The organism is Pedobacter nototheniae, from assembly GCF_004335085.1.
Lineage (GTDB): Bacteria > Bacteroidota > Bacteroidia > Sphingobacteriales > Sphingobacteriaceae > Pedobacter > Pedobacter nototheniae.
The window spans coordinates 71,536-96,835 of the sequence record NZ_RQRS01000011.1 but is presented as its reverse complement, the minus strand read 5'-3'; the positions used below and the strand labels follow the sequence as shown (position 1 = coordinate 96,835).

The following is a 25,300-nucleotide window of genomic DNA, read 5'->3' as shown; positions in this document are numbered from 1 at the left end:
TTAAAAATACTCTTCAATAAAGGCGATTGCATTTTCCATAATGGAATCGTCTTTTTGGATAAAACCCAAAGCGCCAGCATCTAAGTAATCTTTTTCAAAAGATTTTTTATCATTACCAGAAAACATACAAATCTTTAGCTCAGGTTGTAATTTCAAAATTTCACGCACCTGATCTGGACTACTATCTCCTCCTGGCATATTTATATCTAAAATTAATAAATCGAATTCCTGTTGATTGATATAAATAAAGGCAGTAGCTAAATTGGAAGCTTCAGTAATCTCTGGCGATTGAAATAGGTTATTAAGGTGCCCCTTTATAATCAAGCGCATCATTTCATTATCATCAACAACAAGAATTTTTAAAAATTTTTGCATTTAAGGGCTGAAATTATTTGGGTTTTAGTAAACAGATTATAAATACCATAATTGTAGGCATTTAACTTACAAATGGTAAGTATTATAATTTATCCAGCCATTAACCTAATAAATATTTCAATTTTATTGTGAAGTCGGGATTTTTAAAATGCATAATAGTGGCGATTAGGGATGATGTTTCAAAAATAAGAATTTAATTGACTTTTAAGTAAAAAATCCAATGTGCTAAAATTATTTTAAGTTTTTAAATAGACATAAATTCCCAAGCAGTATGATAAGTGCCTAATTTTTCTGCATAAAGCATAAAATCAGCATAAAAGGGCGATTTGGAAAGTGTAGATCCATCACCAATAACAACCAATTTTTTCTTTGCTCTTGTCATAGCAACATTCATCCTACGGGTATCAGATAAAAATCCAATAGAACCGTCATTATTACTTCGCGTAAGGCTAATATAAACAACATCTCGCTCCTGCCCCTGGAAACTATCAATTGTGTTTACAGAGATTTTATCGAGATAGTTTTTTAAAACCGTTTCTGTGCTTACCAATTCTTTTAAAATCTGTACCTGTTGCTTATAAGGTGAAATAATAGCAACTGATGGAAACGACTCTGGGGAATTATTTTCTATAATTTTTTCTGTCAGATTAACTAAATGTCTAATTAGAAAAGATGCTTCATCAGGATTGGTTGTGCTGGTACCATCAAGTTTTTCATCAAAGCTACAGCCAGAAGTATCAATAAAAGTTAAAGCCTCATCATCAGTAAATAATAAGCGACTAGCAACAGAAGCATGTGCTTGCAGTTTATCTTCATAAAAAACCTTAGAAGAATAAGCCATAATATCCTGATGCATACGGTATTGCTCTTTCAACAATACGACAGATTCTGGATGAAGCAAAACAGATTTCTCCAATAAAGTATTGCTTAATCCTTTTCTTGCGGCTTCGTTTGATTTAATTGTTGGTGATAACTGAAAATGATCTCCTGCAAGTACTAGTTTTTGCCCTTTTAAAATAGGAATCCAACATGCAGGCTCAAGTGCTTGTCCGGCCTCATCTATTACTACGGTATGGTATTTTAAATTTTTAACGGTATAATGATTTGCACCAACCAAAGTTGCTGTAATAATTTGTGCCTTATTAAAAAGGCTATCCATAATATATTGTTCAGTTTTTTCTACTTCTCTACCTATTTTATGTGCTTCATCAAAAAGAGCTTTTCTTTGATCGCGTTCCGCTTTACCAAAGCTTCTTTTGTACTTATGAGCCATATTTTTATACTCATTAGCTTGTTTTTTAAGGGCTTTAATCGTTTTTATTTCAGGATGATCTGTCATTTTGTGATCCAAAGTAGCACTTAATAACCTTTCAGAAACCCTAGCCGGATTCCCCACTCGTATTACGTTTAAACCCTCTTCAACCAATTTTTCCGTCAATAAATCAACAGCTGTATTACTCGGCGCAACCACTAAAATTTTCCTATTATCGTGTTTCGTTAGTGCTTTAATAGCTTGTACTAAAGTGGTTGTTTTTCCCGTTCCTGGTGGGCCATGAACAATTGCAAGTTGGTTAGCAGTCACAATTTTATGAACAGCTAATTGCTGCGACTCATTTAAATGACTGGGTAGAGTAAATTTCTCCTCATTTTGAAATGAAGCTTGATCGCCTTTGGTCAAAATTTTTATTAAATCATTTCCAGCTTCGTTCTCTGATTGACTAATAGCTTGCTTAAGAGCATTTTGCATTTCATCATAACTATTGTTATCAAAAAGCAAATCAACACCCAATTTACCATCCCTTGTCCAGTCCGGCAATTCATCCAGTCGCAAACTAATTTTCATTCTATTGCCACTTTGATGAGATAAAATCCCCTCGATACGATCTTCTTTAGCATCGTGATTTGAAAACAAGACTACAGCTGATCCAAACCTAAATTGATGAGATAAATCCTGATGTGTTGTTCGCTCCAACTCGACTGTTAAATAATCACCTCTACCAATTTCTGTATTTCTTATGGCAATTGGATACCATGTTAAACCAAGATTTCTTCTATCGGCAGCCGAAGTATTTTCAGTTAATTTAAGATATGATTGTAAGTCTTCTTCACGTTCTGTGAGAAGTAAATCCTGGAGTTTTTTAAAATATTCTTTGGGCAAGGAAAAGAGATTTAACGATTAATTAAAATTTGAAAAGAAATTACAAAACCAACTGTTCATGAAGTTTTTGTAGCGTTTCGCCTGCGTTGGTACAAAAACCAGGATGCACTTTTGAACATTGTACAACGGTGCTTCGTGTTGCAGTTAACCACCTAAATCGCGAAGGCAAATCATATTGACCAATTGGTCCTGATCCTTTTATTCCTTCACTTATCCGTTTAAAGGCTTCTAGATTTTCTTTAAGCTCAGTAATATCCGTTTGAGGAGAAAATGCAGCAATGCGATTTTCGTCGAGATAAAAAACACTGTTTAGAAACTTTTGCTTAGCACAGAATAAAATAATTCCAACGTTAAGAAACTCTTCGCGTTCTACCCTCGGCATCACACGGATTACAGCATACTCAAATAAGAATTTCTCTTGCATGCTGCGCTTCTTTTAAAAATATTGATGAATTGTCCAGGCGAATCTCTAAAAATTTCGCGTAAGCATCTCTATGTGAATCTTTTGTTTCAAAATTCACTTCACCTTCTAACCAACTATCAGGAATTAAATTTACCACTTCCTTAATATGATCTACTTTCAATAAGGCTCTAAATTCCGAATCAACCTGTTCAAGGTCTGATGCCCAAGGTAATAATACATGATCTTTTACCAACACAAAAGGTCGCTTTGCCTGCTCTTCCCAATTTTGCCACGAATGGTGAAAATATAGCGATGCACCGTGGTCTATTAACCAAAGTTCTTTATGCCAAACAAGCATATTGGTATTACGACATGTACGATCCATATTGGTTAAAAAACAATCAAGCCACACAATTTGCGAGGCAAGTTTAGCATCAACCTTAGTAACGGTGGGATCAAAAGTAATGGCGCCTGATAAATAATGTAAAGCCAAATTAAGGCCAACGCTTGCTTTAAGCAAATCTTGTATTTCTTCATCAGGCTCAGTTCTACCGAAAGCTTCATCCAAAGTTGCAAACACAAGTTCGGGCACTTTAAAGCCTAAAATACGGGCAATTTCACCGCCAATAAGTTCTGCAATAAGCGCTCGTGGTCCTTGTCCGGCCCCTCTAAACTTTAAAACGTATAAAAAGCCATCGTCGGCTTCGGCAATGGCAGGCATAGAACCACCCTCACGCAGAGGCGTAACATAACGGGTTACATTTACATTTCTAAGCTGAATTTGAAAATCGTTCATAAATAAAATCACAAAGCGATTTACAATTAAATATTCGCCTTTTAAACTGATTGCAAATTTAGGAGAAATCTACCAATTACAGCATTGACGTTATTTTTTACGCTTAAACTCAATTAAATTTACAATTCTGCGTTGATATATAATCAGCATAATACCGATTAAAACTTTCGCTATAGCCAAAATAACATATTGTTTGTTTGGATTAATATCTCCCGAAACCAGGGTTTTTCTAATATTAAAAAAGTTAATTAATTGTATTACAATGTTTGGAAGTTCAGTGGCAACGATGTATCCACCGATTACAATAATGGAAATACTTAGAATTGTTGAACGATGAATGCTGAATGAAACTGTTTTATCATCAAAACCTTCATCTAACTTTAAAATACGAATAATTGTTTCTGCTTTAAAAATTAATAAATAGCTGAGTAACCCGTATTGAATCAATAAAATAAAATTCAAAATTAAAACAAAGCTATTCGAAAAATTATCAGAATAGCTGGATGCGCTTACAAAAAACCAGAGACTAGCAAAAGATTGCATTAAAATGGTTACAATATCCTTAATAAAAAAGATTCCGACCATTTTTAAAATGATGGTAAAAAGAGTTTTGAGCGTCATGATTCACGAATTGATATTTAATCAAATGTATCATAAATATTCTATCTGAAAATCAAATTCAATAAAGTAAAAAGGTGTAAGGCGTTCTTACACCTAAAAGAGATTTTAATCGTGTCCCAAATATTCAATTCCTGCAGGAGTCATAGCTGCTGACCATTGAACTGCTTCTCTGTTTATTTTGATAAATCCCATTCGCTCCAGCTCTTCATACGTTTCTTCCATCCCTCCTAATATAGATGAACTTACTTGCTGATTTATTACCTCAAGTAGAGATATAATTTCTTCTTTTTCCATTTCTGTAAATGATTAAGGTTTGATAATAAACATTGATAATATGTAAATGTTTGTTTAAAATTACTCGGATAAGTTAAAATGATTAGATAGAAAAAAATATCTTTCATTTTTTGTGAAAAATATTTACAACCAGATAAAACTTTAACTCACTAATAATTAAAAACTTAAAAACCACCTAAAAATACAGTTAAAATATAATTATAATTTTAAAGTAAAAGAAGTGTTAAAGAATTTGCAGAATTAAAAACTAGGCCTATATTTGTACCCGAGAGCGTTAATTTAGATACGGGTATATGACTTAGGTTATATGCCCGTTTTTTGTTTAAAGTATATCTAAATAGTGCTCAACAACCTCATTTAAGCATATTTTTAACCAAGAAGTATATAATTGAGGGCGTTTATTTATATCGTTTTGCAAAACCTTTAAGTTCACATAACGATAACATTGAACTTCATTAGGGTTAACAATCGGCAAATCATCCGATATTCCAAAAAACACATAATCGAATTCATTTTCTATTAAACCATTTTCCAGCGGAGCTTTATAAATAAAATTAAAGGCCTCTGTAAGTACACATTCCATACCCATTTCTTCCCTTAATCGGCGTTTGGCTGCTTCAATATTACTTTCTCCTAAACGAGGATGACTACAGCAGGTATTAGTCCACAAGCCAGCAGAATGATATTTATCCTTCGCTCTTTGCTGAAGCAATAATTCATTTTTACTATTAAAAATAAAAATGGAAAATGCCCTGTGCAACAAACCCTTTTGATGTGCTTCCATTTTCTCCATACCACCCTGCGGCTCATCAAACTTGTTGACCAGAATTACCTGTTCCATTTATTAATTGATTTTATATTACATTTAGTTTATGACGGATTACAGAATCAAACATTAAACCAATTTTATGATGATTTGGAATTCTAATTCTTTCCGTCATGATTTTTTCAGCGCTCAAAAGTTTAATCTTATTAAATAACTTTTTATAGTAAACATAGGCCAAATAAACCCCGTTTCTGGAACTGGCTGGTAGCATTTTAATTCCAGAAAGTGCTATATTAAACTCCTCTTCTATTTCCTTTTCTATCGCCTGTTTTTGATTATCGCAAAAGGTAGAAAGGTTCACATTTGGAAAATAGTTACGATTAAGCGATTGATAATCGGCTTTAACATCGCGAAGAAAATTTACCTTTTGAAAAACAGAACCTAATGTCATCGCAAAGGGTTTTAGTTTTTCATATTTGGGTTCATCGCCTTCAGTAAAAACCTTTAAGCACATTAAGCCCACAACCTCAGCAGAGCCTAAAATATAAGTATTATAGAGTTCTGCCGTGTATTTTTGCTCAGCTAAATCCATTTCCATGCTATTTAAAAACAAGGTAATTAATTGGTGATCTATCTGATATTTATTTACAACACTTTGGAAGGAATTCAAAACAGGATTTAAACTGATACCAAACTTTATGGCTTCAAAAGTATCTTGCTTAAATTTATCAAGTAAGTATTTCTTATCAAAACGATGAAAGCTATCTACTATTTCATCTGCGAGGCGTACAAAGCTATAAATAGAATAAATTGGAGATCGCATTTCCTTGCCAAGAAAGTAAATTCCTAATGAAAAACTCGTGCTATATCGTTTGGTTATTAGCTTACTGCAATCTGCGGATAACTGATCAAAAATCTCTTTCATAGGGCTTTACGGAGTTGAATAAATTTTTCAAATTCATTAAGGTTTTTAAGCCAATTAATATTACTTAAATTATTGAGCCGGCTAATAACCTGCTCATTACCTGCTAGGTGAATTTGAGTGGAACTGCATATTTCTGTTAACTGATCTATATAATGTTGTGCGTTCTTAACTAATTTTAAGTTGACGATAAAAAGTAAAACATGATCTATTTGAACACCTGACAAAACTCTTTTTATAGAATTTAATGGTACTTTGCTCCCTAAGTAAATTACTTTTTGATTCATAGATCTTAAAAAATAATTTGCAAAAAGCAGACCAATATCATGATCTTCATCCTCAGGAAGAAACAACAACCAGGTTTGGTTATCTTCATAACCTAAATGAATACTATTAATTGCTGAAAATATTTTTTGGCGGATAATATTAGATAAAAAATGTTCGTGAGCAGGACAAATATCGTCCTTTCTCCACATGAGCCCTAATCTTACCAAAAGTGGATACATCACCCTGCGATAACAATCTATTAAGCCATACAGATCAATAAATTTATTCATAAGGTACTCAAAACCAGGCTCATCAAAGGCAATACCATATTTAATCAGTTGCGAAATAAAATATTCGGCCTGATTATCATCCTTATTGTAAACCTTATACTGCTTATTTAGTAAATCATTTAAATCCGCATCTGAAAGGCTACAAATTTTAGAAATTTTAAGTCCAGATTGATTTAAGCTTGCGATGTTTAATAATTTCTTTAACTGCTCGTCATCGTACATACGCGTATTACCCTGAGAGCGCATTGGCTTCAAAGCATTGTACCGTTGCTCCCAAATCCTTATAGTATGAGATTGGATTCCAGAAAGCCGTTCTAAATCAGAAATGGTATAAGTCATTATTTTGTTTAAAAATATTGAATAATATCTAAACAAAAAAATCGGTTTAAAGTTTTATCTTTTCAAATGCTAAATCTATCAAGCAAAAGAGTGTTCACTAAGCAGCACACCTCTTTCGCCATTTCCAGTTTCAATTATATGAATATGTTTATATGATTGGCTAAACCAATCAAACCCTTGATCCATATTTTGAATGGAAACACTACTTAATGGATAATTCCTGTTATTTTGCATGCAAAGCAAATTACCATTAGCTAGCAAAAGAAAATCGCAATCATATCCCCTGTCCTGTAATTCAATTACTGTACGGGTTAATGATCCATTTAATTGTTTGGGTTTTACTACTCTGTTTTTCATAGGATGATGATTTTAGGGATGGTAGCTCTTATAGATCATACAAAATACAATCTATAACAACTACGAAGTAAAACATAATATATTGTACTTCAATAGATTATATAACATTATTTTTATATTTTATTAAAATAGTTACACAAGTGCTTAAATTTTAACATTAAGATAGTATTACCATACATTCATCATAAAATAACCTTACAAAAAAAATGTGCTTCTTAATATTGCCTATTGTTAACAGTATGATAACCTTGATGAGTGATTTAAAAATCGTGACGAATGTATTTTATTTTATATTTGACTAATCATCCGTTATTTTGCGTACAAAATACCCCCCATTAACTAAACATGAAACTAAAATGTATTGTGATTGATGATGATATTCATGCAATAAATGGCATTAAAGATTACATCAGTACCTTATCGAATATACAACTTACGCATGCCTATACAGATCCACTGCAGGCCTTAACAGAAATTAGTAGTGGCGGCATGGTAGATATAATTTTTATGGATATTGATATGCCTATGATTTCAGGCATTGAACTATCAAAAGCCATTCGCCATAAAACCAATAAGTTAATTTTTACAACTTCGCATTCTAAATATGCTTACGAAGCTTTTGAAATGCATGCAAATGCTTATTTATTAAAACCATATACTTTTGCAAGGTTTGCTGAAACCATTAATCGGCTTTTTCCTAAAACACCAAGTATTGCCGCAACGAATTTAAAGCAAGATGAAGATTATTTTTTCGTTCGTAATAAAAACGAAAGGAATAATTTAATTAAAATTAGATATAGCGATATTATTGCGGTTGAGAGTTTGCAAAATTATATTAGAATATATACTGTTGACGAAACCATTGTAACCTATATTGCTTTATCAGAAATTAAGGTAATTCTTAAGGATTTGCCCTACTTTATTCAGGCACATAGATCTTTTATTATCGCCAAAAAATATATTGAGCAAATTGAGGGATATACCCTAAAAATGACCAATAATTTAACGGTTACAATTGGTATCCGTTTCCGTGAAGAAATACTGCAATACATTAGGGAAAAAACAATAAAAACCAGCCGTACTTAACAGCTGATTTTTATATCAATCTTACAAAACATTTGTGGCTGTTATTACCACAGTGACTGTTGGATCGGTGTTAAATTCTCTTTTTACAAATTTTGATTTAAATACAAAAACTGTTTTTTTAGTGATTTTAGAGTGCTGTTTCATGTTTTTTTTCTGAAACTTAGCGCCCTAAAAAACCCTCAAAAAAAACCTTACACTGATAATATGAAATCCTACACGGATAACTCTTTTCCCTTAAAATCCACTTTTTTAAATTGGATCATTAGAAAGAAAAATCACTTTATTGCTTGGACAATTTTTATGTTATACGAAGCCATTATTGTTGGCTTGTTAAGTGGTAGAGTTGGCTCTCTAAAAGATTATGCAATTCACTATGCATTAAACATATCTTTATTTTATTTCAACACTCATATTGTTTTAATAAACTCGCTAAAGCACCCAAAACAGGCAATATGGAGAATCCCTTTATTAATTATACTTGAAATAATAACATACCTATTCGCAATATATCTCATTGAATATGTGATGGTTAATTTCAATAATTTTAAGAGTGTAGATACCTTTGAGTTTACGATCAAATATTTCGCGGGTCCATTATATAGATGTTCCTATTTTATCGGATTTTCGGTTGGATATTTTTATATTCTCACATTTATAAAAGAGCGAAAGAAAACAGAAGAACTGGAAAAACAACGATTAAATAATTTAATCCAAATTGCAAAGTCAGAAAATGCTTTTTTGAAGGCACAAATTAACCCTCATTTCTTATTTAATACTTTGGATTTTATTTACCACAATACCAGAGAATCATCGCCTGTGGCTGCAGAAACCATACTTTCATTAGCAGATATGATGCGCTATGCCGTAGATAGTGATTCTGATGGGGAGTTTATAACTTTAGGGGATGAAATAGATCAGGTAGAGAACTTGATTAATTTGCATCAGCTTAGACAAAACCATTCTTTGCAAATTCATTTTGATTATGGCGATGAAGTCAGGTCTCAAAAAATTATCCCTTTAGTATTAATTACACTGGTAGAAAACATTTTTAAGCATGGCGATTTAAGCAATCATTCACAACCTGCATCCATCAACCTGGAATTAGATTCGGACACATTGATTTTGGAAACATCAAACCTGATAAGTAGGATACAAAATAGTAATGGTTTAAACTCCGGAATGGAAAACATAAAGAAACGTTTAAATTACGCATATGGAAACCGGGCATCTTTCAACTTTTATATTGATGAGAAGAATCATTTTGTAGTATTATTAAAAATAAAGAGGATAAATAATTAAATAGGAAGCTAAATATTCATTTTGAGCAGTTAACAAATTCATTTTTTTCGTGTTTAAGAGTTATTAATCCGTTACGAATGATATAAAATCCGTTTCTAAAAGTTTTTTTTTTCATTTTAAGCCTGCTTGTTGTAATTTGCATGATCAAAAACCTATAAAATGTCGATAAGTTGCATCGCGATTGATGATGACCCGAGTTCATTAGAAAATTTAATGGCTTACATGAGTAAACTACCAGATTTAAACTTGGTAAAGAGCTTTACTGAGCCTTTAAAAGCTTTAGAAGAAATTTCTGTTTCAAATCCTGTTGATATTATATTTATGGATGTTGAAATGCCAGCAATTTCTGGTATTGAGCTTGCTGAATTATTAAGGCAGAAAACAAAGTATCTTATTTTTACAACTGCGCATGCAAAATATGCAATTGATGCCTTTAAAGTTGATGCCGATGCTTATTTATTAAAACCTTATTCTATTCTACATTTTGCCAAAACAATAAATAACCTTTACCCACCGGAAAAGAAAAAACCTACGCCGTTTTCTATCACTGAAAATCATTTTTACATCCCCTTGCAATCTCAAGAAGATAATTTGGCACAAATAGATTTAAATGAATTAGTTGCTGTAGAGAGCTTGAAGGAAGAAATATATTTTAAAACTGTAAAAAGTATTCACTTCACCTCCAAATTAATTTTTTTAAAAATTATAAAAATGCTTAATAAGCACCCTTCTTTTATACAGGTAAACCCACGCACAATTATCTCAAAACAGTATATTAAAAGCATAATTGGCGATCAGGTTTTCCTTAAAGAAGAACTTTCTTACAAAGTTGAAGCTCCTTTCAAAGAATCGTTTTCGGATTTTATTAAACAAAATCTATTATTGCCAGGCAAATCTAAACTTGCTCAATAGCAAGCATCTTTCTTATTAATCACCTCATTGGGGTAGAGAATTAAAACATTTTACAAAGTATTTTGTATTAAAGGTGATCGTTTGATTATTAAAATTAATTTATCCCTTGAAAAGAGTACTGGTTGTAGATGATGATCCTGATATTTTAGAGGTCTTCCAAATCGCTTTAGAAGCTGAACATTACAAAGTTTATCCGCTATTATCGCCGAGATATATTTTTAAAACCGTTAAGGAATTTAATCCGGATTTAATTATTCTCGATATAATGCTAAATGGAATGGATGGAAGAGCGGTTTTTAAAGAGTTGAAGTTAAATCCCGAAACATTAGATATTCCAATCATTATGGCTTCTGCCCGATATGACGAAAATTACATCGTATCGCAAAAATATCATCCTGATTTTTATCTTGAAAAACCATTTAATATGGCAGATATGCTTCAAAAAGTAAATGCTTTGACCAATAATTAGAATAAAGATGAATTATAAACACTTTGCATCAATTGCCCTCCTATCCTTAATTTCCATAAAGGGAATTGCACAAACAAGTAGACCTGATAAATTATATACCATGAGCGGCATTGGTTTTGCATTTCCGATGGGAGAAACGGCAGATTACTTAAAGCCGAAATTTTCTACCTCATTAGGAATTAATTTGGGCCTTGGTAATGGCGGCTTATTTCTGTATCCAAAGGCTAGTTTACATGCATTTACCTTTAATGAAATAACACCGGATGCAGGTTATAATTACACTTTGCAAAAAGGACGATCTACAACATATCTGTTAAATATTGCCCTAGGCTACAGAAAAATAGTTGATAAATGGGCCTTTTATGGTTTTGCGGGTGCAGGAGGTGGTTTTTTATTGACGCCTAGAGCAACTGTAAATCAAAATACGATGCAAGTTGTAATGGATAATAAATCTATAGGTACAGGAATAGCTGAAGGTGGCGCAGGCATTGAATATAATCTCGGCGGTGCCAATTTATTTGTTGAGGCAAGTTACATGTACGGATTTAGTAAAATACAAAACAGGGCTTTTAATACCGTTCCAATTTCTATTGGTATAAAGCCAAACCTAAGTAAATTACTCAGCAAATTATAGCTTTAAAAACTTAAGGAAAGCGGTTGTATTTAAAATGCAACCGCTTTTTTGTTTAAAAACTAAAAAATTGTGTAATCGGAAGTATTAAAATAAAAAATAAACATTTTAATTACTAAACATTTTAGCATAAATTTGTGCTTATAATCAAGCATAAATGTTATACGCAGTTGTAGATATAGAGACCACCGGAGGGCATGCATCAGCAAATGGAATTACTGAGGTAGCCATAAACATTCATGATGGACAAGAAATAGTAGAATCTTACAGCACATTAATCAATCCTAAAAGGGATATTCCTGATTATATAACAGCATTGACGGGTATTGATAATGAAATGTTGGTTAATGCTCCAACTTTTGATGATGTTGCTTTACAAATTTATCAATTGTTAAACGATAAAGTTTTTGTTGCGCATAATGTAAACTTTGATTATTCATTTTTAAAGCATCACCTTTCTTATGCAGGTTACAAATTGCAATGTAAAAAACTTTGCACCGTTAGACTGAGCCGTAAGTTATTTCCTGGCAAAACATCTTACAGTTTAGGTAAATTGTGCACTGCGTTAGAAATCCCAATTCAAAATCGCCACCGTGCTGCAGGAGATGCCGATGCCACTAGTATTTTATTTAATATGCTTTTGCAAAGCGATACGGAAGGTGTTATTTCAGAAATGTTAAAAAAGACATCCAAGGAGCAAGTTTTGCCACCGCATTTGGATAAAAAACACATCCTGAATTTACCTAATAAACCTGGTGTTTATTACTTTAAAGATAACAAAGGCAAAATTATTTATGTTGGAAAAGCGAAGGATTTAAAGAAACGGGTAACGAGTCATTTTACAGGGAATAAACCTAATCGCCAGCGACAAGATTTTTTAAGAACAATACATCATATAGATTACGTTATCTGCGGCACCGAATTGATGGCTTTAATTTTAGAAGCGAACGAAATTAAGCGACTTTGGCCAGAAAATAATCGAGCAATGAAGCGTTATGAACATAAATATGATCTTTATGTTTTCGAAGATCAGAATGGCTACTTACGTTTGGCAATTGATAAACATAAAAAAAACAACAACGCTTTACAAAGCTTTAACAATTTATTAGAAGGTTATAATTTTTTAAATCAGCTAGTAGAAAAATATCAATTGTGCGCCAGATTGTGTTATTTACAAAAGACAAAAACAAAATGTGTAGCACATGAAAACGGGCAGTGTTTTGGTGCTTGCAGTGGAATAGAAACGGTTGCCGTTTACAATAAGAGGTTAAATAATGCTTTGCAAGATATTTCGAGTTTACAACCTAGCTTTGCATTAGTTGATGAGGGCCGCGAAGACGAAGAATTAAGCTGTTTAATTGTAGAAAATGGAAAGTTTTATGGCATGGGCTATTTTACAGAGAAAAACTACTTAGATGAAGGCTTATTGCCGGTTAAAGCAAATGTTTCTACCTACCAATCTAACAGTTATATTTTAAATTTGATTTTGCATCATGCAGAACAATACCCGGATAAGTTGTACAAATTGTAGCTCAATTAGTCACCAAGCACTCAAACTTTTTCATTTTTGTTCGTATCTTTATTTCAACCAATCTTTCATTAAAATAATAATATGATAAAATCACTTTGGATCAATCTTCCTGTTAAAGACGTTAATAAATCGAAAGATTTTTTTACTCAATTGGGGTTTAAATTAAACCTGCAATATGGAAGTCGTGAAGATTCTGCCTGCTTTTTGATTGGTGAAAGCAATTTTGTAGTCATGCTTTTTGAAGAAAATTTATTTAAAAGTTTAATTAATGCGGACGTTCCTGATGCTAAGTTGGGCAGTGAAGTAATGTTCTCTATTGACGCCGAAAGCCCTGAGGAAGTTAATGAAATTGCAAAGAGAGTAACGGCAGCTGGTGGTACGGTTTTTAGCGAACCACAAGAGAGCCAGGGTTGGATGTACGGTTGCGCTTTTCAGGATTTAGATGGTCACCGCTGGAATGTTTTATATATGGATATGACAAAAATGCCTTTGGGATAGAAAATATTTTTTTTAAACTTCCTCTAAAGCTAACTTTATAGCTTCATAAATATAATCTAAATCTTCATTACTGATTATATAAGGAGGCAGAATATAAATAATATTTCCAAGCGGTCTTAAAATAATACCCTTATCTAAAAAATACGCATACAACAAATTTCTTAGATTACTTAAATAAGAAGTTTCGGTTCCAGTTTCCCATTCAATGGCAATAATAGTTCCAGTGTGGCGGATCGTTTTAACCTTTTTATGATCTTTTATTTCCTTTAAAAATTCAGAATGTTTTTGCTCAATACGTTTAATATTTTCGAGTGTTTTACCGTTGAGCAAAATATCAAGACTAGCTAAAGATGCCACACAAGCTATTGGGTTGGCGGTAAATGAATGCCCGTGATATAAGGTTTTAAGTTTATCATCACTTAAAAAAGCATCGAAAATTTTATTAGTACAAGTTGTAACTCCAAGCGGCATTGTACCACCCGTTAAGCCTTTACTCAAACAGAAAATATCGGCTTTATTTTCTAGTTTTTCGCAAGCGAAATATGTTCCTGTACGCCCGAAACCTGTCATTACCTCATCGGCAATTAATAAAATATCATTCGCTTTGCAGATAGATAGAAGTAAATCTAAATACTTGGCTTCGTACATTAACATCCCTCCGGCACCCAAAATTAATGGTTCAAAAATAAAGCAAGCTATTTCTGATTTCAATTGAACTATCTTTTCCTGAAGTTCAGAAATGTTCTCCTCATCTGGCAAATCAATAAATTCTACATCAAACAAGAGACTGTTAAATGCGTCGGTAAAAATACTTCTTCCACTTACAGACATGGCCCCAAAAGTATCGCCGTGATAGGCATTTTTAAAGGCGAGAATCTTTGTTTTTGGTTTGCCAAGATTATCCCAATATTGAAGGCACATTTTTAGGGCAACTTCTACCGCTGTAGATCCATTATCGGTATAAAAAACCTTATCTTGTTTTCCAGGTAAAAGTGGCAATAACCTTTCTGCCAGTAAAACAGCAGGTTCATGTGTAAAGCCAGCAAAAATAACATGTTCTAATGTATTTAGCTGTTCGGCTACTTTTTGTGCGATATAAGGATTTGCATGCCCATGAATATTTACCCACCAAGAAGAAACAGCATCGATATATTTTTTACCGTTTTCATCAAAAACATATACCCCATCTCCTTTTACAATTGGAATATGCGGCAAAGCATTTTTCATTTGCGTATATGGGTGCCAAATTACTTTTTTATCTCTCTCCGATAAGCTCATTATGTCTTAATATTTCGTTAACAGGCTCTATTTTGCCTTTAATTAATAGCCAGCAAATGTAAATTGTTAATATAAGTGTGCAGAGCAATGATCCTTCAGCACCAAATAAGCCACCAGAAAACAATGGATTTCCCATCGGTTTAGCAATCATTAATCCTGGTGCATCCAATCCGCTAACCTTAAAACCCAATAATGTGCCCTGGCAAAAATTCCAACCAAAATGTATACCAACAGCCCACCATATATTTCTTTTTTGCAGCGTAATAATTGAAAACAAAATTCCGCTTAATACAATATTAATCATCGGAACAACCGAAAAATTTGGATTTGCAATATGAATAAGTCCGAATAATAATCCATTTAAACCTATGGCGATTGCCATGAAATAACGCTCAGAGAATACAACTAATGGAAAACTCCTGAAAACAAATTCTTCACTAATACCAACCAGAATATAGAATAGCAAATATGCTAAAATTGAAGTCATTTCTATTTTAGCCGGATGAAAAACTACATTTCCTTTGGCAAGAATAAGTACTGTGCAGCACGCAATTAAAATTAAACCGATTAAAGTTCCTTTTAAAAAACTCAAAATAATATTTTGTCTGGTAATAAATACGCTGGAGAAGTTTCGCGTTGGAAATATTTTAAAAATCATCATTAGCGCACCAATAGCCATAATGATTAGAGAAATTTCATTGTATAAATTGCTTAAAAAACTTCCTTCTGGAAATTTTATAACATTCATCTGATCTAACATCCCGAAAGGAATACCCCAAATCAGTATTAAAAAAACAAAAAGCAGGACACTTAAAATTGGTTTTAGATAATAAAAGAACTTATTTTCCATTAGCCAACCACTGGTTTTTCAATAAAGTTACCACCGTTTTATCTGTTTTAAAGGTAATTTCATCAAGAGATAAATCTTCAATTTTTACCCAACGGAAAGCCTGTAAAAGATCTCCTTCGCCGTCAAAATCATATATTTTTGTTTTAAACGCAAGTTTTAAAGGCGCTTTTTCCTTAACAAGATAATAAACACTAATTAACTGACTATCGTTAAATGAAGATTTTTCGTAAAAATCTGTCGTATAAAAATGAGAAATAACGTCGATTTCCGCTTCACATTCTTCAATAAACTCACGCTTAAGGCCATCTATCAAACCTTCTCCTAATTCTAATCCTCCACCAGGAAATTTACTAAAACGGACACCATATTCTTGCTCATCACTAACTAAAACCTCATTATTTTGGTTAATTAGCAAGCCATAAACCCTTACATTAAAGTAGCTCATTATCGAAGTGTTTTTTATTTTTTATTACAATTTCTGGTGTCCAAATAATTTCCCTTTTAAAAGCTTCTGTCCTAACTTTGCACTCGCTCATATGGCAATAGTTACAACATTCGGGCAAGCAAGGATCTGCATGAATAAATAATTCAGCTCTTCTTACACCATTTTTATTAATCAATTCATCTATTTGAGAAATTTCCCGATGAACCTGATTTAAATCAAAATAATATGGTAGCGTAACGTGGCAATCGATATGAAATTCGGGACCATACTGCTGTGTTCTCAAATTATGTACATCAATCCATGGTTTATGGCGATTTTCCTGCAAAACATTTACAACTTCTTCTACCAGTTTAAAATCACTTTCGTCCATTAAGCCCCCAACCGAGCCACGGGTGAGTTGGTAACCTGAATAAACAATGTAAAAACCAACCAGCACCGATAGCAAACTATCAAGCCAAATAATGCCTGTAATCTGAATCAAAATTAAGCCAACAACAATTGCAGCACTGGTATAAGTATCAGTTAATAAGTGCTTTCCATCGGCTTTTAAGGTTACTGAGTGTTCTTTTTCGCCAATATTAATTAGGTACAAGCCAACAAACATATTAATTAAGCCTGTTACACCTATAATTAATGTACCTTCTAATAATTTGGATACGCCATGCGGATAAACAAGATTGTAAGAGGATTTAAAGATGATGATTACACCTGCTAAAAGAATCAAGATTCCTTCTACAAAGGCGGAAAAGAATTCTACCTTTCCGTGCCCATAAGGATGGTTTTCATCCCGTGGTTGGGTACTCAGATAAATACTGTAAAAAGCAAAACTTCCTGCAATTACGTTAACAATACTTTCGGCGGCATCAGTTAATATTGCATTGGAGCCGGTAATAAAATAAGCCACAAACTTTGCAAGCATTAAAATAATACTTACCGCTAACGATAAAATAATTGCCTTCTTTTTAACTGTCACAAGGTTTTTTTTCCAAAAATACGCTTATCGCTTAAATTAAATGAGAAAAACTCTGGTTTTTTTAGTGCAGAATAATATTTGGTTTATATATTTGCGATCAAAGTAATTAACCATGAGCACCTTATCCAAAAGAATCAATAGTCTTTCCGAATCCGCGACATTAAAAATGACCAAACTTGGTCGCGAATTAGCCTCTAAAGGCATCAATATCATCAGTTTAAGTGTTGGCGAGCCAGATTTTAATACGCCAGAACATGTAAAAAATGCAGCAAAAAAAGCACTGGATGATAATTTTACACGCTACTCTCCAGTTCCTGGTTATCCAGATTTGCGCCAGGCAATTGTGAATAAGCTTAAAACGGAAAACAATTTAGATTATGATATTTCTCAAGTTGTAGTTTCAACAGGTGCTAAACAATCGCTTTCTAATGTTATTCTTACGCTGATTGATCCTGATGATGAGGTAATTATACCTACGCCATACTGGGTTTCATATTCAGAAATGGTTTTACTTGCAGAAGGAAAATCTGTTTTCATCGATACAGATATTGAAAGCAATTTCAAAATTACACCAGAGCAACTTGAGGCAGCAATCACTCCGAAAACAAAACTTTTTATGTTTTCTTCCCCTTGCAACCCAACAGGATCTGTTTATAGTAAAAACGAATTAGCTGCGTTGGTTAAAGTATTCGAAAAATATCCTAACATATTTATCTTATCTGATGAGATTTATGAGCACATTAATTTTGTAGATCAGCACGAATCTATCGCTCAATTTGATAGTATTAAAGATCGCGTAATTATTGTAAATGGTTTCTCTAAAGCATTTGCAATGACAGGGTGGAGATTAGGCTACATTGCGGCTAGTAAAGAGATTGCTGCTGCTAATGATAAATTACAAGGACAAACTACTTCTGGTACATGTTCAATTGCACAAAGAGCAGGTATTGTTGCTTACGAACAAGGCTTAGCGAGTGTTTTAGAAATGAAAAAAGCATTTTTACGTCGCAGAGAATTAGTTTACAATTTATTAAATGATATTCCTGGAGTAAAAACAAACCTGCCTGATGGCGCATTTTACTTCTTCCCTGAAATTAGTTCTTTCTTTGGTAAAAAAGATGCTGATGGAAACGAAATCAAGGATTCTTCAGATTTAGCTCTTTATTTATTAAACGTTGGCCATGTGGCAACTGTTGGTGGCGATTCTTTTGGCAACAACAACTACATCCGTTTATCTTATGCGGCATCAGACGAAAGTCTTGTTGAAGCTTTAAGAAGAATTAAAGAAGCATTAGCCAAACTTAATTAATACATTGAAACCATATAATAAACCCTCATCAAAAGTTTGGTGGGGGTTTTCTTTTTAAAAAATATCTATATGAAAGCATTGTTAATTATCGATATGCAGATTGGAAGCTTTATCCCTTATTCTGCCAGGCACAATACCATGTGCGTAATCGAAAATATAAATTTGATTGCAGCGCATTTTAGAAAAAATGGAAATAAGATAATTTTTATTCAGCACGATGGTTCTAAGGAAAATTGTTTCGTTCCAAATACGCATGAATGGCAATTATTACCAGAATTAGCGCAGTTCAGTACTGATACATTTATAAATAAAACAGCTAATGATTCATTTTATGAAACTAATTTAGAGGAAATACTAGCTGAAAACAACATTACGGATTTAGTAATTACTGGCTGTGCTACAGATTTTTGTGTGGATTCTACCATCAAATCTGCTTTGACAAAAGATTATAAAGTTACCGTAATTGCTGATGCTCATACTACAGCATCAAGGCCGTATGTAGATGCTGTAAACTTAATTAACCACTACAATTGGTTATGGAGTGAAACGACTGCGGCAAAGCATAAAATTGAGGTAATTAATACACACGAGTTCATTTTACTTCCAGAATAGGTAAGAATTTATTAAATCTTGGCTCCTATTGATAAATACTTTCATTATTAAACCTGATTAAAGCGGCATCCTCGATTTTTTCTATCGGGATATAGCGGAAAGCAGGAAGTAAGTTTCAAAAGAACCACAGCCACCGCTTTTACAAAAAAAACTTATCGCTTTAAAATGGGGGAAATTATTTGAAAATGAACTGTCAGCCATACTTAGTAAACAGCAGCCCCGCTCCCGTTGCTGCCCCAATAAAATATCGGTGGCATTCACTAAATCGGGTTTAGATACAAAGATTAATACATCCTTGCAAAGTATGAAGCGACAACGATAGTTTAATTCTTAAAATCTTAAAAAACAATAAACTTGATTTAAAACAAAAAAGGCAGGATTTTATTAAACCCTGCCTTCCATATTTTTTATACTTTTTAACTTCTAATCGCTTCTACAGGATCTAATCTTGAAGCAGAATAAGCAGGCCAGAAACCAGATATTGTGCCGATAATTACGGAGATACTGATTCCTAACATAATATTATTTAAGCCTAAAATTATATGAAAATCGAAAATAGCGCCAATGAGTAAAGAAAAGAGATAAACCAGTAGTAAGCCTAATAAACCACCTAAAATGCAAAGAGAGATCGATTCGAAAATAAATTGCAATAATATAAAGTACCTTTTTGCACCTAAAGATTTTTGAATACCTATAATATTAGTCCGCTCTTTTACGGATACAAACATGATATTTGCAATACTAAAGCCACCAACAAGAATAGAGAAACCACCAATTACCCATCCTGCTACGTTAACCATATCGAACATTTTGCCTAATTGATTAGATAAAATGGTTGTTTTATTCAAGGCAAAATCATCTTCCTGTCCAGGCTTTATTCTATGTATTGAACGCATTAACCCTTGTAGCTCGCTTTCAACCTCTTCTAAAGAAACTTTATCAGAACCTCTTACTGTAATTTGCGGACCGTAACGTTCGTTTTGAATATCTAAAATTCCTTTGGCAAAGTTTATTGGAACATTTACACTTTTATCCAAAGAAGTACCGAGCATATCCTCACCTTCTTTCTTAAAAACCCCAATAACCGTAACTCTTCTGCCTAATATTTGAATTTGTTTACCAATAGGTTCTTCACCTCCAAACAAACCATCAGCTATATCAGCGCCAATTAAACAAATTGGAGTACCATTTTTACTTTCATTTTCGGTAAAATAACGACCAGCTTGAAGTTCGAAGTTCCAGGTTTTATTAAAATCCTGAGAAGCGGCAGAAACGGTAATACCTTCTACTGAATTACTTCTATATTTAATGGTTCTGTTACTAGTTGCAATTTCGAATGTAATACCATTTGCATTTTCCATTCTTTCTCTCAAAGCGGCAAAATCGCGAAGAGATGGCTGTGGGCGATTCATATATTTCCACCAGGGATAATTATCACCAAAACTCCAAGGCCATTTTTGAAGATAAATAGTATTTGATCCAAGTTTATCTACACTAGCCTGCAACTTATTACGGAAGGTATCTACTGCAGAAAATACTGCAATAATGGTAAAAATACCAATCGTTATGGCTAAAAGCGATAACATTGTACGTAACTTATTTTGGCGCAATGCATCAAATGCAAATCGGAAACTCTCGCCTATCAGCCTAAAAATTATCATAATTAGTGGTTAGACACAGTAACGTTAAAAAGGTTACAGCTCATTTTCAAAACTAGTTATTTTTGTATAAGTAAACTATAAACCAGGATAAACAAGAGATAATAATTTAACATAAAACTTAAATGAGTGTAAAAGCGTTGTTAAATACGAAAAATAAAAATTAAATTCGTATTTTTGCACCTCAAAAAATTCATCAAGAATGAAATTATCACAATTCAAATTTAACTTACCTGAATCTCTTGTAGCCAATAATCCGGCAGAACAACGCGATGAAGCTCGTTTAATGATTTTACATAAAGACAGCGGTAAAATTGAACATAAAATATTTAAGGACGTTTTAGGTTATTTCGATGATCAGGATGTTATGATATTAAATAACACTAAAGTTTTTCCTGCTCGTTTATACGGTAATAAAGAAAAAACCGGCGCTACAATCGAAGTATTTTTATTACGCGAGTTAAATAAGGAATTACGTTTATGGGATGTTTTAGTAGATCCTGCTCGTAAAATCCGTGTAGGTAACAAACTATATTTTGGCGATGATGACTTATTAGTTGCCGAAGTTGTAGATAATACCACCTCTCGTGGTCGTACTATTCGTTTCTTATTTGAAGGTACTGACGAAGAGTTTAGAAGAAACGTTGAAATTTTAGGCGAAACTCCACTTCCTAAATACATTAAACGTAAAGCTACAGCTGAAGATAAAGAACGTTATCAAACTATTTTTGCTAAGCATGAAGGTGCAGTTGCAGCTCCAACTGCAGGTTTACACTTTAGTCGTGAGCTAATGAAACGTTTAGAACTTAAGGGCATTAACTTTGCCGAAGTTACTTTACACGTAGGCTTAGGAACGTTTAGAACTGTAGAGGTTGAAGATTTAACCAAACACAAAATGGATTCTGAGCAGTTTATTATCGAGCAAAAAGATGCCAATATTGTAAATAAAGCTTTAGAGGAGAAAAGAAAAATTTGTGCCGTTGGTACAACTTCTATGCGTGCTATAGAATCAGCGGTATCGGCAAACAGAACTTTAAAGGCTGCTAACGATTGGACAAGTAAATTTATCTTCCCTCCATACGATTTCAGTATTGCAAACTCAATGATTACCAATTTCCATACACCAGAATCTACTTTATTGATGATGGTTAGTGCTTTTGGTGGTTACGAAAATGTAATGAATGCTTATGAAGTGGCTGTTAAAGAAAAATATAAATTCTACAGCTATGGCGATGCCATGCTAATTATATAATTTAGTATCAAATAACAAGTATCAGGGGTTTTTCTGGTACTTGTTATTCTTAAATATTGATACTTGTTATGAAACACTACGCTGTTATAGTAGCCGGTGGTTCGGGAAACCGGATGCAAACCGAAATCCCAAAACAATTCCTTTTATTGCAAAACCTTCCGGTTTTAATGCATACCATAACTGCTTTTTCGCAAAGCGATTATACTCCAGAAATCTTAGTTGTATTAAATAAAAGTCAGCATAATTACTGGGCCCAGCTTTGCAAGGATTTTAACTTTACAATTAAACATCAGGTAATTGCAGGCGGAAACGAACGCTTCCATTCTGTTAAAAATGCCCTTGATAGCATTACAGAAAATGGTTTTGTTGCTATACACGATGCTGTTAGACCATTAAGCACTAAGCAACTTATTGATAGGTGTTTTGAAAAAGCGGCAGAAACCGGCAATATTGTTGCCGCGGTTTCATCAAGTGATAGTGTGAGAATACTGAAGGATGGAAAAACCACTGCTTTAAGTCGCAATGAAATTTACTTGGTGCAAACACCACAAACCTTTAGCTTAACAATATTAAAGGAAGCTTATCAGCAAGATTTCAACTTTAATTTTACTGATGATGCAAGTGTAGTTGAAGCCGCCGGATACTCGATAAATATTGCAGAGGGCGAAAGAAATAATATTAAAATAACTTACCCTGCAGATCTTGATTTTGCAGAAATGATCCTTCAAAAAAAATCCTCCCGATTATAAACCGGGAGGATTTTTTTTATGATGCTCTTCCTATTATCTTAAGTAAAATTGCAATAACTGCAATAACCAATAAAACGTGGATAATGCCACCTACGTCGCCAAAGCCATGAAATACAAAGCCTATAATCCATAATATAACCAATACGACTGCGACTAAATACAATAAATTTCCCATAGTGTTAATTTTTTTAGTAATTAAATGTTGAGATATTAACACACACATATGGACTTTGTTTAAAAAATGTAAAAAATCTTTATGTCTTTACGTTTTTATTCTGAAACCTCAATCTTAAATCTATAATAAAAGTAGACCTAAAGCAATAGCTAATCTGCATTAAGCTTCGTTTTACGTTAATTTAGTATGCTTTTTTAACACAAATATTGCGCACAAAAAAGTGACAAAATAAAAAAGCCCTTTTGATAATTCAAAAGGGCTTTTTTACATTATTGATTTTAGTATTCGTCCTCGTTAAAGAAGAAATCTTCTTTAGTTGGATAATCAGGCCAAATTTCTTCAATAGTTTCATAAGGCTCACCGTCATCCTCTAATGCCTGTAAGTTTTCAATTACTTCTACAGGGGCACCTGAACGGATACCGTAATCGATTAATTCGTCTTTAGTTGCAGGCCAAGGAGCGTCTTCCAAGTGCGATGCTAATTCTAGTGTCCAATACATATATCAATTCAATTAAATTCTTACTTTTAATATTTCGCAAAGTATATTAAAATTTTTGAGCAAAACAAACTTATTTTTCCACCATTAAACTCGCGGTATCCAAATGTTTTCTTCTGCATTGAAATCCATAGTCAGTTTTCGTGCCAAAACAAATAAATAATCGCTCAAACGGTTTAAATAAATGGTTACTTTCTCTTCAACAAAACTATCTTGCGCCAATTCTACTGTTAATCTTTCTGCCCTTCGGCATACACATCTGGCAATATGGCAATACGAAACCACGGTATTTCCGCCGGGTAAAACAAAATGTTTAAGTGCTGGTAAAACTTCATTCATGGCATCCATTTCACTTTCAAGCAACAAAATATCGGCTTCATGCAAATCAGGAATTTTCATTTTTGATTTCTCCGGATCTGCAGCAAGCGATGCTCCAACGGTAAATAAACGATCCTGAATTTCTTTTAATAATTGTTGATGATGAGAATCAATATTCTGACACATAATTAAACCCAGGTAAGAGTTTAATTCATCAACAGTGCCGTATGCTTCTATCCGAAGATGATATTTGGGTACACGGGTACCTCCTATTAAGGACGTTTGCCCCTTATCACCTGTTTTAGTATAAATTTTCATGCCATAATGGTTTAAGGCGAAAGGTTTAGGGTTTAGGGTTTTCAAAGCCTTATGCCCTAAACCTTATACCATCAACCTTAGTTTATTTTTTCCCAATCGCTACCGCTATCCTTCAATGCTTGTAAGCGTGGCGAAACATTTTTTATATCGGTATTGATGTAGTCGTTTTCAATCAAACCATCACGCATACGTACAATACGGTGGGCATGTTGGGCTATATCTTCTTCGTGGGTTACTAAAATAATGGTATTGCCTTTACTATGAATTTCTTCTAAAAGGCCCATAATTTCTATGGAAGTTTTGGTATCCAGGTTACCCGTAGGTTCATCGGCAAGGATAATGGATGGATCATTAATTAAAGCCCTCGCAACGGCAACACGTTGGCGCTGTCCTCCAGATAGCTCATTTGGTTTATGATCCATACGGTTGCCTAAACCAACATTTTCTAAAGCTTTTTTGGCACGTGCATCACGATCTTTTTTGCTATTGCCTGCATAAATAAGTGGCAATGCAACATTATCTAATGAGGTAGAGCGTGGCAATAGGTTAAATGTTTGAAAAACAAAACCAATCTCTTTATTACGAACTTCTGCAAGCGCATCATCCGTCATATGGCTTACATCTTTATCATTTAAAATGTAAGTGCCACTTGTTGGGGTATCTAAACAGCCTAAAATATTCATTAACGTGGATTTACCCGAACCTGAAGGCCCCATTAAAGCAACAAATTCTCCTTTATTTATATCTAAAGAAACCGATTTAAGGGCATGAATTACCTCCGTGCCAATAACATATTTACGTCCAATTTCCTTTATCGTAATAAGTGGTTTCTGCATGTTTGTTTTTATTTTT

General features: G+C 33.3%; 30 protein-coding genes. 11 read left to right on the top strand and 19 right to left on the bottom strand.

What is annotated here, in order from left to right:
- The 10 genes from EHC72_RS11425 to EHC72_RS11380 form a co-directional block, all read right to left on the bottom strand.
- Positions 1-375 (bottom strand): response regulator, encoded by a 375-nt coding sequence (locus EHC72_RS11425; protein ID WP_131537827.1) that lies wholly within the window; start codon positions 373-375, stop codon positions 1-3.
- Between the two features lie 244 nt (positions 376-619).
- Positions 620-2,533 (bottom strand): AAA domain-containing protein, encoded by a 1,914-nt coding sequence (locus tag EHC72_RS11420; RefSeq protein ID WP_131537826.1) that lies wholly within the window; start codon positions 2,531-2,533, stop codon positions 620-622.
- 40 nt (positions 2,534-2,573) lie between these two features.
- Positions 2,574-2,957: a DUF3037 domain-containing protein gene (locus EHC72_RS11415; RefSeq protein WP_131537825.1), complete on the bottom strand. Its 384-nt coding sequence runs from the start codon at positions 2,955-2,957 to the stop codon at positions 2,574-2,576.
- A complete protein-coding gene (locus EHC72_RS11410) occupies positions 2,935-3,732 on the bottom strand; it encodes a HipA family kinase (RefSeq protein ID WP_131537824.1) in 798 nt (265 codons plus the stop codon). The genes EHC72_RS11415 and EHC72_RS11410 overlap by 23 nt, the downstream gene beginning before the upstream one ends.
- A gap of 90 nt (positions 3,733-3,822) precedes the next feature.
- On the bottom strand, positions 3,823-4,353 hold the full coding sequence (locus EHC72_RS11405) for a hypothetical protein (RefSeq protein ID WP_131537823.1): 531 nt from the start codon (positions 4,351-4,353) through the stop codon (positions 3,823-3,825).
- 105 nt (positions 4,354-4,458) lie between these two features.
- On the bottom strand, positions 4,459-4,647 hold the full coding sequence (locus tag EHC72_RS11400; protein ID WP_131537822.1) for a hypothetical protein: 189 nt from the start codon (positions 4,645-4,647) through the stop codon (positions 4,459-4,461).
- A gap of 322 nt (positions 4,648-4,969) precedes the next feature.
- Positions 4,970-5,488 carry an isopentenyl-diphosphate Delta-isomerase gene (idi, locus tag EHC72_RS11395; protein ID WP_131537821.1) on the bottom strand — a complete coding sequence of 173 codons (519 nt, stop codon included), beginning with the start codon at positions 5,486-5,488 and terminating at the stop codon, positions 4,970-4,972.
- A gap of 13 nt (positions 5,489-5,501) precedes the next feature.
- Positions 5,502-6,338 (bottom strand): phytoene/squalene synthase family protein, encoded by an 837-nt coding sequence (locus EHC72_RS11390; protein ID WP_131537820.1) that lies wholly within the window; start codon positions 6,336-6,338, stop codon positions 5,502-5,504.
- Positions 6,335-7,231 (bottom strand): MerR family transcriptional regulator, encoded by an 897-nt coding sequence (locus tag EHC72_RS11385; RefSeq protein WP_131537819.1) that lies wholly within the window; start codon positions 7,229-7,231, stop codon positions 6,335-6,337. The genes EHC72_RS11390 and EHC72_RS11385 overlap by 4 nt, the downstream gene beginning before the upstream one ends.
- A gap of 78 nt (positions 7,232-7,309) precedes the next feature.
- Positions 7,310-7,588, bottom strand: coding sequence for a hypothetical protein (locus EHC72_RS11380; RefSeq protein ID WP_131537818.1), 279 nt, complete (start codon positions 7,586-7,588; stop codon positions 7,310-7,312).
- A 345-nt stretch (positions 7,589-7,933) separates the two neighbouring features.
- Here EHC72_RS11380 and EHC72_RS11375 point away from each other — a divergent pair, with 345 nt between their 5' ends.
- From EHC72_RS11375 to EHC72_RS11345, 7 genes are all read left to right on the top strand, one after another.
- The gene (locus EHC72_RS11375) at positions 7,934-8,674 is read left to right on the top strand and encodes a LytR/AlgR family response regulator transcription factor (protein ID WP_131537817.1); all 741 of its coding nucleotides are present in this window, start codon (positions 7,934-7,936) and stop codon (positions 8,672-8,674) included.
- Positions 8,675-8,878: 204 nt separating this feature from the next.
- The gene (locus EHC72_RS11370) at positions 8,879-9,973 is read left to right on the top strand and encodes a sensor histidine kinase (protein WP_131537816.1); all 1,095 of its coding nucleotides are present in this window, start codon (positions 8,879-8,881) and stop codon (positions 9,971-9,973) included.
- A gap of 159 nt (positions 9,974-10,132) precedes the next feature.
- The gene (locus EHC72_RS11365; RefSeq protein ID WP_131537815.1) at positions 10,133-10,885 is read left to right on the top strand and encodes a LytR/AlgR family response regulator transcription factor; all 753 of its coding nucleotides are present in this window, start codon (positions 10,133-10,135) and stop codon (positions 10,883-10,885) included.
- A 106-nt stretch (positions 10,886-10,991) separates the two neighbouring features.
- Positions 10,992-11,354 (top strand): response regulator transcription factor, encoded by a 363-nt coding sequence (locus EHC72_RS11360; protein WP_165585812.1) that lies wholly within the window; start codon positions 10,992-10,994, stop codon positions 11,352-11,354.
- Positions 11,355-11,361: 7 nt separating this feature from the next.
- Positions 11,362-11,988 (top strand): outer membrane beta-barrel protein, encoded by a 627-nt coding sequence (locus tag EHC72_RS11355; protein ID WP_131537813.1) that lies wholly within the window; start codon positions 11,362-11,364, stop codon positions 11,986-11,988.
- Between the two features lie 154 nt (positions 11,989-12,142).
- Positions 12,143-13,516, top strand: coding sequence for an exonuclease domain-containing protein (locus EHC72_RS11350; protein WP_131537812.1), 1,374 nt, complete (start codon positions 12,143-12,145; stop codon positions 13,514-13,516).
- A gap of 81 nt (positions 13,517-13,597) precedes the next feature.
- Positions 13,598-14,014, top strand: a complete 417-nt coding sequence (locus EHC72_RS11345; protein WP_131537811.1) for a VOC family protein — start codon at positions 13,598-13,600, stop codon at positions 14,012-14,014.
- A 12-nt stretch (positions 14,015-14,026) separates the two neighbouring features.
- Here EHC72_RS11345 and bioA read toward each other — a convergent pair whose 3' ends face one another.
- Genes bioA through EHC72_RS11325 form a run of 4 tightly spaced genes read right to left on the bottom strand, consistent with a single transcriptional unit; the run spans position 14,027 to position 17,560 of the window.
- On the bottom strand, positions 14,027-15,292 hold the full coding sequence (bioA, locus tag EHC72_RS11340; RefSeq protein WP_131537810.1) for an adenosylmethionine--8-amino-7-oxononanoate transaminase: 1,266 nt from the start codon (positions 15,290-15,292) through the stop codon (positions 14,027-14,029).
- Positions 15,270-16,142, bottom strand: coding sequence for a CPBP family intramembrane glutamic endopeptidase (locus tag EHC72_RS11335; protein WP_131537809.1), 873 nt, complete (start codon positions 16,140-16,142; stop codon positions 15,270-15,272). Before EHC72_RS11335 ends, bioA begins: the two co-directional genes overlap by 23 nt.
- Entirely contained in the window at positions 16,132-16,587 is a 456-nt protein-coding gene (locus EHC72_RS11330) for an NUDIX domain-containing protein (RefSeq protein ID WP_131537808.1), read from the bottom strand. Before EHC72_RS11330 ends, EHC72_RS11335 begins: the two co-directional genes overlap by 11 nt.
- Positions 16,574-17,560, bottom strand: coding sequence for a cation diffusion facilitator family transporter (locus EHC72_RS11325; RefSeq protein WP_131537807.1), 987 nt, complete (start codon positions 17,558-17,560; stop codon positions 16,574-16,576). The genes EHC72_RS11330 and EHC72_RS11325 overlap by 14 nt, the downstream gene beginning before the upstream one ends.
- A 112-nt stretch (positions 17,561-17,672) precedes the next feature.
- On the opposite strand from EHC72_RS11325, the gene EHC72_RS11320 reads away from it, so the two are divergent.
- Both EHC72_RS11320 and EHC72_RS11315 read left to right on the top strand, forming a co-directional pair.
- Complete coding sequence (locus EHC72_RS11320) at positions 17,673-18,869, top strand: pyridoxal phosphate-dependent aminotransferase (protein WP_170311726.1); 1,197 nt, start codon at positions 17,673-17,675, stop codon at positions 18,867-18,869.
- Between the two features lie 69 nt (positions 18,870-18,938).
- A complete protein-coding gene (locus EHC72_RS11315) occupies positions 18,939-19,481 on the top strand; it encodes a cysteine hydrolase family protein (RefSeq protein WP_131537806.1) in 543 nt (180 codons plus the stop codon).
- Positions 19,482-19,897: 416 nt separating this feature from the next.
- Here the strand turns inward: EHC72_RS11315 and EHC72_RS11310 are convergent, their stop codons facing one another.
- A complete protein-coding gene (locus EHC72_RS11310; RefSeq protein WP_131537805.1) occupies positions 19,898-21,142 on the bottom strand; it encodes an ABC transporter permease in 1,245 nt (414 codons plus the stop codon).
- 199 nt (positions 21,143-21,341) lie between these two features.
- Here EHC72_RS11310 and queA point away from each other — a divergent pair, with 199 nt between their 5' ends.
- Together queA and EHC72_RS11300 are read left to right on the top strand one after the other, a co-directional pair.
- Positions 21,342-22,391, top strand: coding sequence for a tRNA preQ1(34) S-adenosylmethionine ribosyltransferase-isomerase QueA (queA, locus tag EHC72_RS11305; protein WP_131537804.1), 1,050 nt, complete (start codon positions 21,342-21,344; stop codon positions 22,389-22,391).
- A gap of 68 nt (positions 22,392-22,459) precedes the next feature.
- Positions 22,460-23,140, top strand: a complete 681-nt coding sequence (locus tag EHC72_RS11300; protein WP_131537803.1) for a 2-C-methyl-D-erythritol 4-phosphate cytidylyltransferase — start codon at positions 22,460-22,462, stop codon at positions 23,138-23,140.
- A gap of 16 nt (positions 23,141-23,156) precedes the next feature.
- On the opposite strand, the gene EHC72_RS11295 is transcribed toward EHC72_RS11300, so the two are convergent.
- From EHC72_RS11295 to EHC72_RS11280, 4 genes are all read right to left on the bottom strand, one after another.
- Positions 23,157-23,315 (bottom strand): lmo0937 family membrane protein, encoded by a 159-nt coding sequence (locus tag EHC72_RS11295; RefSeq protein WP_131537802.1) that lies wholly within the window; start codon positions 23,313-23,315, stop codon positions 23,157-23,159.
- Between the two features lie 278 nt (positions 23,316-23,593).
- Positions 23,594-23,815, bottom strand: a complete 222-nt coding sequence (locus EHC72_RS11290) for a DUF2795 domain-containing protein (RefSeq protein WP_010603503.1) — start codon at positions 23,813-23,815, stop codon at positions 23,594-23,596.
- Between the two features lie 84 nt (positions 23,816-23,899).
- Positions 23,900-24,448: a cob(I)yrinic acid a,c-diamide adenosyltransferase gene (locus tag EHC72_RS11285; RefSeq protein ID WP_131537801.1), complete on the bottom strand. Its 549-nt coding sequence runs from the start codon at positions 24,446-24,448 to the stop codon at positions 23,900-23,902.
- A gap of 77 nt (positions 24,449-24,525) precedes the next feature.
- Complete coding sequence (locus tag EHC72_RS11280) at positions 24,526-25,284, bottom strand: ABC transporter ATP-binding protein (RefSeq protein WP_131537800.1); 759 nt, start codon at positions 25,282-25,284, stop codon at positions 24,526-24,528.
- Positions 25,285-25,300: the final 16 nt, after the last annotated feature.